Source organism: Methylorubrum suomiense, from assembly GCF_022179765.1.
GTDB lineage: Bacteria > Pseudomonadota > Alphaproteobacteria > Rhizobiales > Beijerinckiaceae > Methylobacterium > Methylobacterium suomiense.
In genome coordinates this window covers 136,052-150,582 of sequence record NZ_BPRE01000003.1, presented here as the reverse complement: position 1 = coordinate 150,582, position 14,531 = coordinate 136,052, and the positions used below count along the sequence as shown (strand labels likewise).

At 68.1% G+C, this 14,531-nt stretch carries 11 protein-coding genes; 9 read left to right on the top strand and 2 right to left on the bottom strand.

The genetic code is table 11. The annotated features are described in order from the left end of the window. Nucleotides 1-42 precede the first annotated feature (42 nt). Nucleotides 43-960: a response regulator transcription factor gene (locus tag MFF26_RS06070; RefSeq protein ID WP_137831120.1), complete on the bottom strand. Its 918-nt coding sequence runs from the start codon at nucleotides 958-960 to the stop codon at nucleotides 43-45. After that, nucleotides 953-4,465 (bottom strand): hybrid sensor histidine kinase/response regulator, encoded by a 3,513-nt coding sequence (locus MFF26_RS06065; protein WP_238307753.1) that lies wholly within the window; start codon nucleotides 4,463-4,465, stop codon nucleotides 953-955. The genes MFF26_RS06070 and MFF26_RS06065 overlap by 8 nt, the downstream gene beginning before the upstream one ends. Nucleotides 4,466-4,807: 342 nt before the next feature. Here MFF26_RS06065 and urtA point away from each other — a divergent pair, with 342 nt between their 5' ends. The 9 genes from urtA to MFF26_RS06020 all read left to right on the top strand — a co-directional run bounded on the left by urtA (nucleotide 4,808) and on the right by MFF26_RS06020 (nucleotide 14,490). Then, nucleotides 4,808-6,073, top strand: coding sequence for an urea ABC transporter substrate-binding protein (urtA, locus tag MFF26_RS06060; protein ID WP_137831614.1), 1,266 nt, complete (start codon nucleotides 4,808-4,810; stop codon nucleotides 6,071-6,073). A gap of 207 nt (nucleotides 6,074-6,280) precedes the next feature. Continuing rightward, nucleotides 6,281-7,207: an urea ABC transporter permease subunit UrtB gene (gene urtB, locus MFF26_RS06055; RefSeq protein WP_137831613.1), complete on the top strand. Its 927-nt coding sequence runs from the start codon at nucleotides 6,281-6,283 to the stop codon at nucleotides 7,205-7,207. Between the two features lie 13 nt (nucleotides 7,208-7,220). Continuing rightward, entirely contained in the window at nucleotides 7,221-8,417 is a 1,197-nt protein-coding gene (urtC, locus tag MFF26_RS06050; protein ID WP_137831612.1) for an urea ABC transporter permease subunit UrtC, read from the top strand. Between the two features lie 11 nt (nucleotides 8,418-8,428). After that, nucleotides 8,429-9,214: an urea ABC transporter ATP-binding protein UrtD gene (gene urtD, locus MFF26_RS06045; protein WP_137831611.1), complete on the top strand. Its 786-nt coding sequence runs from the start codon at nucleotides 8,429-8,431 to the stop codon at nucleotides 9,212-9,214. A 74-nt stretch (nucleotides 9,215-9,288) separates the two neighbouring features. After that, entirely contained in the window at nucleotides 9,289-9,978 is a 690-nt protein-coding gene (urtE, locus tag MFF26_RS06040) for an urea ABC transporter ATP-binding subunit UrtE (RefSeq protein ID WP_171015605.1), read from the top strand. An 11-nt stretch (nucleotides 9,979-9,989) separates the two neighbouring features. Then, the gene (locus MFF26_RS06035; protein WP_137831609.1) at nucleotides 9,990-11,006 is read left to right on the top strand and encodes an alpha/beta fold hydrolase; all 1,017 of its coding nucleotides are present in this window, start codon (nucleotides 9,990-9,992) and stop codon (nucleotides 11,004-11,006) included. 165 nt (nucleotides 11,007-11,171) lie between these two features. Further along, nucleotides 11,172-12,401, top strand: a complete 1,230-nt coding sequence (fmdA, locus tag MFF26_RS06030; protein ID WP_137831608.1) for a formamidase — start codon at nucleotides 11,172-11,174, stop codon at nucleotides 12,399-12,401. 2 nt (nucleotides 12,402-12,403) lie between these two features. Beyond that, on the top strand, nucleotides 12,404-12,721 hold the full coding sequence (locus tag MFF26_RS06025; RefSeq protein ID WP_137831607.1) for an FmdB family zinc ribbon protein: 318 nt from the start codon (nucleotides 12,404-12,406) through the stop codon (nucleotides 12,719-12,721). A 296-nt stretch (nucleotides 12,722-13,017) separates the two neighbouring features. Then, nucleotides 13,018-14,490 (top strand): carbohydrate porin, encoded by a 1,473-nt coding sequence (locus tag MFF26_RS06020; protein ID WP_137831606.1) that lies wholly within the window; start codon nucleotides 13,018-13,020, stop codon nucleotides 14,488-14,490. Nucleotides 14,491-14,531: the final 41 nt, after the last annotated feature.

The window sequence follows — 14,531 nt, the reverse complement described above, 5'->3', positions numbered from 1 at the left end:
GCGGGCGACCTCATCCCTGCCCGCCGGGAGGCCCAGCAACGCTCAGCCGAGATCCTGCAGGTGGCGCGCGGCGATGATCGAGGCGGCGGTGCGGTTCTCCACCCCGAGCTTGGCGTAGATGCCTTCGAGATGCTTGGTGATGGTGCGCGGGCTCAGGGTGAGGATCTCGCCGATGTCGCGGTTCGACTTGCCGCGGGCGAGCCAGAACAGCACGTCCGCCTCGCGCGCGGTGATCGGCAGGCGGGTGCGCAGCAACTCGATGCCGGCGGCGGTCGCGTCCCGGGAGAGACGCAGCAGCACCTCGTTGCCGGTGCGGCCGACGAAGCTCACCGTATGGGCCGCGCCGGACAGGTCGGTGAGGGTGAAGGCTCCCGTCTGCCCCCCGGCGAGGCAACCGCGCAGCCAGGCCCGTCCGGCGGGCGGCAGCCCGTAGGCGTCGTCCGCCCGGGGGGCGCAGGCCGCCAGAACCTGCGAGGCCTGCGGCGTGGCCCACAGCACGGCCCCCGCGGCATCGACCGCGAACAGGGTGCGCCCGGTGGTGTCGAGCGCCGCCCGCAGGCTCTGCGCCGCCCGCGCCCCGGCCATGTGGACGCGGATGCGCGCCAGGATCTCGTCGGGGGCGATCGGCTTGGTCACGTAATCGACGCCGCCGGCCTCCAGCCCCTGGACGATGTGCTCGGTCTCCGACAGCCCGGTCATGAAGATGACCGGCACGGTCGCCACGGCGGGCTTCGCCTTGAGGCGGCGGCAGGTCTCGAACCCGTCCATGCCCGGCATCATGGCGTCCAGCAGGATGATGTCGGGGGTGATCTCATCGACGAGGGCCAGCGCCGCCTCGCCCGCCACCGCGACGAGGACGGTGGCCCCGGAGCGCTCGATCGCCTCGGTGAGGAAGCTCAGCGTGTCGGGGGAATCGTCCACCACGAGGACGATGTCGCGTTGACCGGGTGCCTCAGGCATCGGTGGCTTCCCGGACCGGTTGTTCGCCGGCGGCGTCCTTGAGCACGCGCATGTAGGTCGGCAGGTCGAAGGCGACGACGAGGGTCCGCAGGCGCTCCGCGAAGGCGGCGGCAGCCGGCTCGGCATCGGCGATCTCGGCGAGCCGGGCCTCGATGGCGCGCACATGGCCGATGCGGCCGAGGCGGAGGAGCTCTTCGAGGACGGGGAGGGGCAGGCCGCCGCGCGCGGCGGTGGCGGGGTGCGGCGCCCCTTCTTTCGCCCGCGGGGCGGACGAGGGGGCGGGGACGCGCGGCGCGCCCGGCCCGGCCTCCGCCGCTTTGGCCACGGGCGGCGTCCCCTCGACCCAGTCGAGACCGAGCAGACGGGTGACCTGATCGAGGAAGTCGCGCAGATCGAACGGCTTGGCGATGATCGCGTCGTGGCGGGCATCGATGCCCCGGGTCGGGCTGATCTCGTGGACATTGGCCGACATCATGGCGATGCGCAGACCCGGCGCGAGGGCGCGCAGGCGCTCGGCGACGGTCCAGCCGCTCATCCCCGGCATGGCGATGTCGAGGAGGACGAGGTCGGGCGCGGCGCTCGCCGCGGCCGGGTCCCACAGGGCGAGGCAGGCCGGGCCGTCGGAGGCCTCGGCGACCTCGATCCCGAGGGGCTCGAGGATGTCGCGCATCAGGGTGCGGTGGGCCGGATCGTCATCGACCACGAGGACGCGGCGCTGGCGGCCGGCGTAGCGGCGCGGGGCGGCGGAGAGAGCCGGCACGGCGGGGGCCGCGGGGGTGGGGGCAGGGCGGTTGACCGAGGACAGCATCAGCCGCACCCGGAAGCGGGTGCCGCGCCCGACCTCGCTCTCCACCGTGATCTCGCCGCCCATGACCTGCGCCAGCAGCCCGGCGATGGTGAGCCCGAGGCCGGTGCCCGGCTGGCTGCGGGCGGCGGGAATCGAGCCGCGCTCGAACGGCTCGAAGATGCGCCCGAGATCGTCCGGCCGGATGCCCAGCCCGGTGTCGCGGATGGTGAAGACCGTGACCTGGCTGCGATAGGTCACGTCGAGCCCGACCTCGCCCGAGGGCGTGAACTTGATCGCGTTCGACAGGAGATTGAGCAGGATCTGGCGCAGGCGCTTCTCGTCGGTGGCGACGACCGCGGGCAGGATCTCGGGGCGGGTGAAGCGGAAGTGCAGGCCCGCCGCCTCCGCCTGGAGCCGCACCATGTCGACGATCTGGTCGAGGAAATCCGACAGCCGAATCTCGTTGCGGTGGACCTGGAGGCGCCCGGCCTCCATGCGGGAGATGTCGAGCAGCCCGTCGATCAGGCCCGACAGGTGCTGGGCGCTGCGGCGGATCACCTGCAGGCCCCGCCGCCGCTGCGCCGGGATCTCGGGATCGACCTCGAGGAGTTGCGCGTAGCCGAGCACGGCGTTGAGCGGCGTGCGCAGCTCGTGGCTGATGCCGACGACGTAGCGGCTCTTGGCGAGATTGGCCGCCTCCGCCGTCTCCTTGGCCTCCTGCAGCTTGGCATCGGTGATCTTGTGGGCGGCGATCTCCGCTTGGTAGAGCGCGGTCTGGCGCTCGGTCTCGGCCTGGGCGACGCGGCGGCTCTCCTGGGCGAGGACGAACAGCCACGCGACGATGCCGAGGATCAGCACGAAGATGAAGAACACGCTGGTGAGCGCCGCCTGCAGCAACTCGCGATGCTCCGGATGCCCGCTGCTGGCACCGGCATGGACGATGCCGAGGATCAGCCCGATCACCCCGACGAGGCAGAGCATCAGCGCGAGGTAGCGCCCGAGGGGCGCGCCGATCCAGGCGGCGACGGGGGCCGGCACGAAGCGCCCGAGGCTCGCCTGGGCCTGTGCGTCGAGGCGTCCGTGCGGCTTGCAGAGGTCGCCGCAGCGGGCGTCGAGGGAGCAGCAGAGCGAGCAGATCGGCCCGGCATAGGCGGGGCAATGCGCCATGTCCTCGCCTTCGAAGGGCAGCTCGCAGACCCGGCAGACGATCTCCTCGCCGATCCTCTCGCCGCCCGCCGCCATGACGGGCTCCGGGACCCGCGCGATGTAGAACCGCCCCCCGGTGCCCCAGGCGATCAGCGGGGCGGCGACGAAGGCGGCGGCGAGCGCCAGCAGCGGCCCGAAGGCGGCGGCGAGCGTTCCGAAGGCGCCCGCATAGGCGAGCCAGCCCAGCGCCAGGCCCAGCGCCATGGCCCCGGTACCGACCGGATTGACCGCGTAGAGATGGGCCCGCTTGAACTCGATGCCCGGCGGCGACAGGCCGAGCGGCTTGTTGACCGAGAGATCGGAGGCGAGCGCCCCGACCCAGGCCGAGACCACCACGGCGTAGAGGGGGAGGGTGCTCTCGATCGTCTTGTCGATGCCGAGCTCCATCAGCATCAGGGCGATGGCGACGTTGAAGACGAGCCACACCACCCGGCCGGGATGGCTGTGGGTGAGACGCGAGAAGAAGTTCGACCACGCGATCGAGCCGGCATAGGCGTTGGTGAGGTTGATCTTGATCTGCGAGATCGCGACGAACCCGGCCATCAGCAGCAGCGCGCCCTCCCGCGAGGGCGTCACGTAGCCGAAGGCGACCGCGTACATCTGCGTCGGCTCGGCGGCCTGCGGCGCCGGGATGCCGTGGCCGAGGGCCAGCACCGCGAGGAAGGCCCCGAGCAGCACCTTGAGCAGGCCCGGCCCGATCCAGCCCGCTCCGCCCGCCAGCACCGCCGACCACCACGCGACGTCCCGCGGACCCTTCGCCGGCGGGACGAAGCGCAGGAAGTCGACCTGCTCGCCGACCTGGGCGAGCAGCGCCAGCATCACGCTGGTGGCGAGCCCGAACCGGAGAGGATCGAACCCCGCTCCCGCCGCCGGATCGAGGCCGGGGAAGGTGACGAGCCGCCCGAGGGTGGCCGCGGCGTCCGGGCTCGCGGCGAGGAAGCCGAGCGGCAGGAGGTTGAGCAGGACCCAGACCGGCTGCGACCAGATCTGGAACCGGCTGATCAGCCGGATGCCGTAGACCACGAGGGGGATGACGAGGCCGGCGCAGAGGATGTAGCCGAGCCAGAGCGGCAGGCCGAAGCAGAGGTGCAGGGCCAGCGCCATGATGGCGGCCTCGATGGCCAGGAACAGGAAGGTGAAGCTCGCATAGATCAGCGAGGTCACCGTCGAGCCGAGATAGCCGAAGCCCGCACCGCGGGTGAGGAGGTCGAGGTCGATCCCGTAGCGGGCGGCGTAGACGGTGATCGGCACGGCGGTGGCGAAGAGCAGCACGCCGACGAGGAGCACCGCGGCCAGCGTGTTGGTGAACCCCGTCGCCAGCACCAGCGTGCCGCCGATGGCCTCCAGCGCCAGGAACGAGATCGAGCCGAGCGCCGTCTGGGCCACCGCGAGCGCCGACCAGCGCCGCGCCTTCTTGGCGGTGAAGCGGAGGGCATAATCCTCCAGCGTCTCGTCGGCGACGAGACGGTTGTAGGCACGCCGGATCGGGATGATGTGCTGGCGGCCGTTCATGCGTGACGTCTGTCGTCGATCCCGTACGCGACCGCCTGACGAGCCCTGGCGGAGCCCCTGCCGGGCGCGGGGGCATGATGGTCCCCCCGGCGCTCCGCATGCAAGGACACCCTGCGGGAGCAGCGTGCAAGTGCAGCAAGCAAGACACAGGCCTGTGGCGCGGCGCGCGCCGGACGACGCGCCCGCCTCGGGTCGAAGGTAGGCCATCGTGCCTCCGCCGACCCGCGCGGACCATACGCAGAACAGCGTATATGCTGCGACGCAACGAGCAGCCTAGCCTGCACCTCGTCGATCCGCGGCCGTTCCAAGAGCCGTCGGACGTGAGGTCACAGGGCTGGCAGAATGGCGAAGGACACTTCCGACACCGAGAACGGCCTGCGCTCGCCGCTGCGGCGCAAGCTCCTGATGGGCATGGCCGGCCTGCCCGCCCTGGCGATGATGCCGCGGCCGACATTCGCCGCCGCACCGACCTCGGCGGTCAACACCACCGGTCTCGCGGTCACCGACACCGAGGTCACCGTCGGCATCCTGCATTCGGCGACCGGCACGATGGCGATCTCCGAGACCGGCACGATCCAGGCCGAGAAGCTCGCCATCGCCCAGATCAACGAGATGGGCGGCGTTCTCGGGCGCAAGATCAAGATCATCCAGGAGGACGGCGCCTCCGATTGGCCGACCTTCGCCGAGAAGGCCAAGAAGCTCCTCGTCAACGACCATTGCGCCGCCGTGATGGGCTGCTGGACCTCCGCCTCGCGCAAGGCCGCGCTGCCGGTGTTCGAGCAGTATAACGGGCTGCTCTACTACCCGACCTTCTACGAGGGCCTCGAGCAGTCCAAGAACGTCATCTATACCGGCCAGGAGGCGACGCAGCAGATCCTGGCCTCGCTCGACTGGGTGAGCAAGGAGAAGGGCGCCAAGAGCTTCTTCATGATCGGCTCGGATTACATCTGGCCGCGCACCTCCAACAAGATCGCCCGCAAGCACATCGAGAACGTGCTCAAGGGTACTGTGGTCGGCGAGGAGTATTATCCCCTCGGCCACACGCAGTTCAACTCGGTCATCAACAAGATCAAGCTCAAGAAGCCCGACGTGATCTTCGCCGACGTGGTCGGCGGCTCGAACGTGGCGTTCTACAAGCAGCTCAAGGCGGCGGGCATCGACCTGTCGAAGCAGACCCTGCTGACGATCTCGGTCACCGAGGACGAGATCGACGGCATCGGCGGCGACAACATCGCCGGCGCCTATTCCTGCATGAAGTACTTCCAGTCGCTCAAGAACCCGAACAACGAGAAGTTCGTCGCCGCCTTCAAGAAGATGTGGGGCGAGAAGACCGTGCTCGGCGACGTCACCCAGGCCGGCTATCTCGGGCCGTTCCTGTGGAAGATGGCGGTGGAGAAGGCCGGTTCCTTCGACGTCGACAAGGTGGTCGCGGCCTCCCCCGGCATCGAGTTCAAGGAGGCGCCGGAGGGGTACGTGAAGGTCCACGAGAACCATCACCTCTGGTCGAAGACCCGCGTCGCCAAGGCCCTGCCGACGGGTCAGTTCGAGGTCGTCTACGAGAGCCCCGAATTGATCGAGCCGAACCCGTTCCCGAAGGGCTACCAGTAGTCGGCCCGCGACTTGCACAGCCCATCCCATCCATCGCCCTCATCCTGAGCTGGCCGCGTCAGCGGCCCTCGAAGGACGGCCCCAGGGATCGCAACGACGTCTGGAGGGCTCTCTCAAAGCCCTCCGCTTCGCTCCGGCACCTCAGGATGAGGGATCGGATGGGATGATCGGCTCGCAGCCATTGCCAGCCGGATCGGAGATCCAATCATGTTCGGCGATTACTCGCTCGCAGACCTCAGCTCGATCTTCGTGATGCAGGGCTTCGCGGGCCTGATCCTGTTCTCGGTCTACGTGCTGATGGCGCTGGGGCTGGCGATCATCTTCGGCCAGATGGGCGTCATCAACATGGCCCACGGCGAGTTCATGATCCTGGGCGCCTACGTCACCTATCTATGCTCGACCTTCTTCCAGGAGCACCTTCCGGCGCTGTTCTCCGCCTACTTCTTCGTCGCGATGGCGCTGGCGTTCCTGGCCTCCGGGGCCTTGGGCATGCTGGTCGAGTGGGCGCTGATCCGGCATCTCTACAAACGCCCCCTCGACACGCTGCTCGCCACCTGGGGCCTCTCGCTGATCCTGCAGCAGGCCTATCGCTCGATCATCGGCCCGCGCGAGGTCGGCGTGGAATTGCCGACCTGGATGATGGGCTCGATCCCCGTCACCGATTCGATCGAGGTGCAGATCAACGGCCTGTTCGTGATCGCGGTCACCACGGTCATCACGCTGGGCGTCGCCGTCCTGATCTACCGCTCGCGCTTCGGCGCGCAGATCCGCGCGGTGATGAGCAACCGCTCAATGGCGGGCGCGGTCGGCATCGATACCGAGAAGGTCGATCGCTACACCTTCGGCCTCGGCTGCGGCATTGCCGGCATCGCCGGCTCGGCCTTCACCATGATCGGCTCCACCGGGCCGACCTCGGGCCAGCTCTACATCGTCGACACCTTCCTGATCGTGGTCTTCGGCGGCGCCGCCAGCCTGCTCGGCACCATCGCCTCGGCCTTCTCGATCTCGCAGACCCAGTCGACCCTCGAATTCTTCCTCTCCGGCTCGATGGCCAAGGTGCTCACCCTGCTCGCGGTGGTGGCGATCCTGATGCTGCGGCCGCAGGGCCTCTTCACCCTCAAGGTCCGTCGCTGAGGAGCGCACCCCGATGACGAGCCCGAAAACGAGCCCCGAGAAGAGCTCTCTGCAGAGCCTGTCGAAGGCGGTCACCGTCAACGACAACCCCTTCATGAAGCCGATCGAGTGGGTGAGCCTGCTGCTCCTGGCCGGCGTGATCCTGGTGGTCCTGCCGCTCGTCCTCGACGGCTTCCGCCTCAACCTGGTGGGCAAGTACCTCACCTACGCCTTCGTCGCCCTCGGCCTCGTGATCTGCTGGGGCTATGCCGGCATCCTGTCGCTGGGACAGGGCGTCTTCTTCGGCCTCGGCGGCTATTGCATGGCGATGTACTTGAAGCTCGAAGCTTCAAGTGTCGAAAATACGAAAATCCAGTCGACGCCGGGCATTCCCGACTTCATGGACTGGAACCAGATCACGTCGCTCCCCTGGTTCTGGCAGCCGTTCCACTCCCTGCCGCTGACGCTTCTCCTCGTGATCGCGGTGCCGGTGGCCTTCGCCTTCATCATCTCGGTGGCGATGTTCAAGCGGCGCGTCGGGGGCACCTACTTCGCCATCATCACCCAGGCGATCGCCGCGATCCTGACGATCCTGATCGTCGGCCAGCAGGGCTATACCGGCGGCATCAACGGCATCACCGACCTGCGCACCCTCCACGGCTGGGACATCCGCACCGACAGCGCGAAGGTCATCCTCTACTTCGTCAACGGCGGGCTCCTCCTCGGCTGTATCCTCATGGCGCAGTACGTGAAGAAGTCGAAGCTCGGTCGCATCCTCGTCGCCATGCGCGAGAAGGAGGACCGGGTCCGGTTCTCGGGCTACTCGGTCGCCGGCTTCAAGGTGTTCGCCTTCTGCCTGGCCGCGGCCTTCGCGGCGGTGGGCGGCGCGATGTTCACCCTCCAGGTCGGGTTCATGTCGCCCTCCTTCGTCGGCATCGTGCCCTCGATCGAGATGGTGATCTACGCCGCGGTCGGCGGGCGGATGTCGCTGTTCGGCGCCGTCTGGGGCACGCTGCTGGTCAACTTCGCCAAGACCTCGTTCTCCGAGAGCTTCCCCGATCTCTGGCTGTTCGGCCTCGGCGCCCTGTTCATCGCCGTGGTGCTCGCCTTCCCCAACGGTCTCGCCGGCCTCTGGCGCGAGCATGTCGAGCCCCGCCTGTTCCGCAAGGCCAAGGGCCTCGCGCCGACCCCCACCCCCGTGCTGCCGGCCCACGGCGCCCCCGCCGAGTGAGGACGAGACCCATGAACGCGGCCATTCTCCCTTCCGCCCCGATCGGCACGCCGGCCGACGACAAGAACTTCCTGCTGGCGGTCGAGGGGCTCACCGTCTCCTTCGACGGCTTCAAGGCGGTCAACGACGTGTCGTTCTACGTCGATCCGGACGAGATCCGGGTCATCATCGGCCCCAACGGCGCCGGCAAGACCACGGTGCTCGACCTGATCTGCGGGCGCACCAAGGCGAGTTCCGGCTCGATCAAGTACAAGGGCCAGGAACTCACCAAACTGTCCGAGAGCGCCATCGTCCAGGCGGGCGTCGGGCGCAAGTTCCAGACGCCCTCGATCTACGACGACCTGACCGTCTTCGAGAACCTGGAGATCTCCTTCCCCCGCGGCCGCTCGGTCTTCGGCGCGCTCACCTTCAAGCGCGACGCCGAGGTGCGCGACCGCATCCACGAGATCGCGCAGACGATCTTCCTGAAGGATCAGCTCGACGAGCGCGCCGAATTCCTGAGCCACGGCCAGAAGCAGTGGCTGGAGATCGGCATGCTGCTGATCCAGGACCCGGAGCTTCTCATGCTCGACGAGCCGGTCGCCGGCATGAGCGTCGGCGAGCGCATCAAGACGGCGGAGCTCCTCAACCAGATCATCAAGGGCCGCTCGGTGCTCGTCATCGAGCACGACATGAAGTTCGTCGAGGACATCGCCCACCGGGTCACCGTGCTCCACCAGGGCAAGGTGCTCTCGGAAGGCTCGATGGAGCGGGTCAAGACCGACCCGAAGGTCGTCGAAGTCTATCTCGGTCACTGAAGGACGTGGAATCGATGCTTCAGACCGCTTCCCACATCTCACCCGTGCCGCCGGTCATGGCCGGCGCCGCCCCGATGCTGGCGATCTCCGACCTTCATTCGGCCTATGGCCAGAGCGAGGTGCTGCACGGCATCGACATCTCTGTCGCTCCCGGCGAGATCGTCGCCGTGATGGGCCGCAACGGCATGGGCAAGTCGACGCTCATGAAGACCCTGATGGGCATCGTGCCGACGAAGTCGGGCCGGATCACCGTCGAGGGCACCGACGTGACGGCGATGAAGAGCCATGCCCGCGTTGCCGCCGGCCTCGCCTACGTGCCGCAGGGCCGGATGATCTTCTCGACCATGACGGTGCAGGAGAACATCGAGACCGGTCTCACTGTCACCGGATCGCGCAAGGTGCCGCAGGACCTCTACACGATGTTCCCGGTGCTCCTGGAGATGAAGGGACGGCGCGGCGGCAACCTCTCGGGCGGCCAGCAGCAGCAGCTCGCCATCGCCCGGGCGCTGGCCAGCAACCCCAAGGTGCTCCTCCTCGACGAGCCGACCGAGGGCATCCAGCCCTCGATCATCCGCGAGATGGGCCGGACGCTCAAGAAGATCCGCGACGAGCGCGGCCTCTCCATCGTCGTGTCCGAGCAGGTGCTGAGCTTCGCCATGGACGTGGCCGACCGGGTGCTCGTCATCGAGAACGGCTCGATCGTCCACGAATCCCTGCGGGCCGACATCGACGAGGCGCAGGTCGCCCGCTTCCTGTCGGTGTGAGGGGGATCGGAATGGCCGATTACGACATCTTCGAACTCGGCGACGTCGTCCTGCAGTCCCGGCAGACGATCCGCGACGCGAAGCTCGCCTACAAGACCTACGGCACCCTCAACGCCGCCAAGGACAACGTCATCGTCTACCCGACCTGGTATTCGGGTCAGCACACCGAGAACGAGTGGCTGATCGGGCCGGGCCGGGCGCTCGACCCGGAGCGGTACTTCATCATCGTGCCGAACATGTTCGGCAACGGGTTGTCCTCGTCGCCGAGCAACACGCCCGCGCCCTTCGACGGGCCGCGCTTCCCCAAGGTGACGGCCTACGACAACGTGATGCAGCAGCACCGGCTGGTCACGGAGATGTTCGGCATCGAGCGGATCCGGCTGGTGACCGGCTGGTCGATGGGCGCGCTCCAGACCTTCCACTGGGGCGCCCTGTTCCCGGACATGGTCGAGCGCATCCTGCCCTTCCAGGGCTCGGCCAAGTGCTCGCGGCACAACTTCGTGTTCCTGGAGGGCGTCAAGGCGGCGCTTCAGGCGGATGCCGCCTTCGCCGACGGCTTCTACACGGCGCAGCCGCAGAAGGGCCTGCGCGCCGCCGCCCGGGTCTATGCCGGCTGGGGCCTGTCGCAGACCTTCTACCGGACCGAGGGCGACCTGAAGCGGCTGGGCTACGCCTCGCTGGAGGATTTCCTCGTCGGCTTCTGGGAAGGCTGGCTGCTGGCGAAGGATGCCAACAACCTGCTTGCCATGCTCTGGACCTGGCAGAACGGCGACATCGCGAACAACGCGCTCTACGGCGGCGATTTTGCCAAGGCGCTGGGGGCCATCAAGGCCAAGGCGATCGTGATGCCGGCCTCGACCGACCTGTACTTCCCCCCGGAAGACAGCGCCATCGAGGTCTCGCACATGCCGAACGCCGAGCTGCGCACGGTCGAGACCGATTGGGGCCACTTCGCGGGTGGCCCCGGAACCTCGCCCGACGACATCCGGGTGCTCGACGCGGCCCTGAAGGAGCTGCTCGCGCGCTGAACACCCTCGGCGGGGCGCCCCCAGCGGCCCGCCCGCACCGGTCCGGCGCTCGCTGCGCCGGATGCACGAAGAACGAACGATCGACGATCCGCCGGGGCGGCCGGGCAACCACCGGACACGCAACGGGGACGGCTGGACAAAATCCAAGAGGAGCGCGCGAAGGACATGCCCGAGACGCTGATCAAGGTCGATCTCACGCAATCGGCCTACGACAACGACATGGTGCACAATCGCTGGCACCCCGACATCCCGATGGTCGCCACCGTCAAGCCCGGCGACGACTTCATCGTCGAGACCTATGACTGGACCGGCGGCTTCATCAAGAACAACGATTCCGCCGACGACGTGCGCGACATCGACCTGTCGATCGTCCACTTCCTGTCGGGCCCGATCGGGGTCGAGGGCGCCGAGCCCGGCGACCTGCTGGTGGTCGATCTCCTCGATATCGGCGCCAAGCCCGAATCGCAGTGGGGCTTCAACGGCTTCTTCTCGAAGAACAACGGCGGCGGCTTCCTCGACGAGCACTTCCCCCAGGCCCAGAAGTCGATCTGGGACTTCGAGGGCATGTTCACCAAGTCGCGCCACGTCCCCGGCGTGCGCTTCCCCGGCCTGATCCATCCCGGCCTGATCGGCTGCCTGCCCGATCCGAAGATGCTGGAGACCTGGAACACCCGCGAGAAGGCGCTGTTCGACACCAATCCGGAGCGGGTGCCGGCGCTGGCGACGCTTCCCTTCGGCCCGACCGCGCATATGGGCCGGCTCAAGGGCGAGGCGAAGGACAACGCGGCGGCGACCGGTGCCCGCACGGTGCCGGGGCGCGAGCACGGCGGCAATTGCGACATCAAGGATCTCTCGCGCGGCTCGAAGATCTACTTCCCGGTCTACGTGCCGGGGGCCGGCCTCTCGATGGGCGACCTGCATTTCAGCCAGGGCGACGGCGAGATCACCTTCTGCGGCGCCATCGAGATGGCGGGCTGGGTCCACCTCAAGGTCAGCCTGATCAAGGACGGCATGGCGAAGTACGGGATCAAGAACCCGATCTTCAAGCCGTCGCCGGTCACCCCGAAATACGACGATCACCTGATCTTCGAGGGTGTCTCCGTCGATGAATACGGCAAGCAGCACTACCTCGACGTGACGGTCGCCTATCGCCAGGCCTGTCTCAATGCGATCGAGTACTTGAAGAAGTTCGGGTATTCGGGGGCGCAGGCCTACTCGATCCTCGGCACCGCCCCGGTCCAGGGCCACATCTCCGGCGTCGTCGACATCCCGAACGCCTGCGCGACGCTCTGGATTCCGACCGGCATCTTCGATTTCGACATCAACCCCTCCGCCGCGGGACCGACGAAGTTCCTCGACGGTTCGGTCCAGATGCCGCTGTCGCCGGATCTCTGATCATGCCGGTCTACGACTATTCCTGCGAATCCTGCGGACCGTTCACGGTGCTGCGCCCGATGGCGCAGTTCAAGGACCCGCACGATTGCCCCGATTGCGGCGGGGAATGCCAGCGCGCCTTCCTCACCGCCCCGCGGATCTCCGGCATGGATGCGGGGCTCAAGGCGGCGCACGCCACCAACGAGCGCAGCCGCCACGCGCCGCGGCGCTCCGGCAGCCACGGGGCGGGCTGCGGCTGCTGCTCGCCCAAGAAGGCGGCGACCGCACCGGCCGCCGCCAAGAGCTTCCCGAACGCGCGGCCCTGGATGATCAGCCACTGAGCATCGGCCCGAAAGGTGGGCGCCGGCTCTCGTAAAAAGCCGATGCGGCACAAGAGCCTAGCGCCGAAGACCTCCCACCCGCCCCCTCAGGATGAGGGCGCGGGTGGGGACACAGCATCGGGGCGGTCGGCGCGATCCGGCCCCTCCCGCGGACGAGCCCGAACGGGCCGACGCGCGCCATCCGGGAGGATGTTTTCGCAGACGAAACCGCTCCGCGAGGGAGCCGCCGGCCGACGCGACAAGCGGGCATCCAGCCCGTGGGACAGCCGGCGCAGACCATGGGTTGGGGATTGACGATGCAGCATGCGACGACACGAACACAGAGACCCCGCCGAGGGAGAACCGGCCTCGGCGCCGCCGCGCTTCTGGCCGCGGGTCTGGCTTTTGGCGGGACGGCGGCGCAGGCGCAGCAGCCCTCGCCGGTGGGCCAGCTCAACGATCAGACCCAGCCGCGCACCGATCCCAACATCGCCGCCAAGCCCGCCGACCCCGTCCGCGTCGGTCCGCTCGCCCCCTGGGCCACCGACATGGCCGCCCGCGGCCTGACCTTCGACGTCAACATCTACGACTTCTACCAAGCCAACCCGACCATGGGCCTGCGCCCCGGCGAGCAGTCCAACTCCGCCTATTTCGTGCTCTCCATGAGCGCCGACATGCAGCGGCTGGCCAATATCAGCGGCGGCACCATCAAGTTCACCCAGACCTTCTTCGGCCTGGTGCGCAACCTCAACATGGCCGCCGATATCGGCGACACCACGGTCGGCTACCAGCCGCCCTACACCCCCAACAACAACCGCCTCTCGCTCCTCACCTACGAGCAGAAGCTCCTCGACGACCGCCTCGTCGTCGAACTCGGGCGCACCCATCCCGACCGCTACTACGGCCTGCCGCCGTGCAACTCGATCAACTCCTGCTTCCAGGACCTGTTCTACTTCAACGCCGGCTTCACCTCGCCCCTCTTCGCCGTCTGGGGCGCCAACGCCGCCTACCAGTTCTCGCCCACCAGCTACATCCAGGCCGGCGCCTTCACCGTGAACCCCAACACCAACGTCCTGTCGGGCTACGATTTCGGCTACGAGCGCATCGCCGGGGCGCTGGTCATGACCGAGATCGGCACCAAGACCGACTACTCCCTCACCGCCTATCCCGGCCGCGTCTCGCTCACCGGCTTCGTCAACACCGCCGACCACGACGACAACTTCAAGACCATCTTCGGCACCTCCAAGGGCCTCAACCCCGGCGCCCCGGTGCTGCAGAAGGCCGGCACCTCCGGCGTCGTGCTCACCGGCAAGCAGACGGTCTGGCGCGCCGATGGCGGGCTGATCACCAAGGGCGACGTCAACCTGCACCCCACCGCGGTCTCGCTCTACACCGGCACCGGCTACGCCTTCGACCCGACCATCCCGATCCGCTTCAACTCGTTCTTCGGCGTGCTGTTGGAAGCCCCCGACCAGAGCCGGCCCAACGACACCTACGGGCTCAAGGTCAACTGGCAGCGCCTGAACGAGAACTACACCCAGTTCCTGGCCGACGCGAACTTCATCGCCGGCGGTTCGGGCGCGCCCTACTCGCGCGACAAGTTCATCTTCGAGGCCAACGCCCATCTCGACATCGGCAAGGGCGTGATCCTCGAGCCGGTGGTCCAGTACGTCGTCAACCCCAACTCGTTCTGGAACCCCTACACCCCCCGGCGCGCCAAGGACGGCTTCTACGGCGGCTTCACCCTCGTCGTTCCGCTGGGAACCCTCCTCGGCCTCGCCCCAGGCTGAAGCCCAGCCGCATTCGGGGCCGCGGACGAACCGCGGCCCTC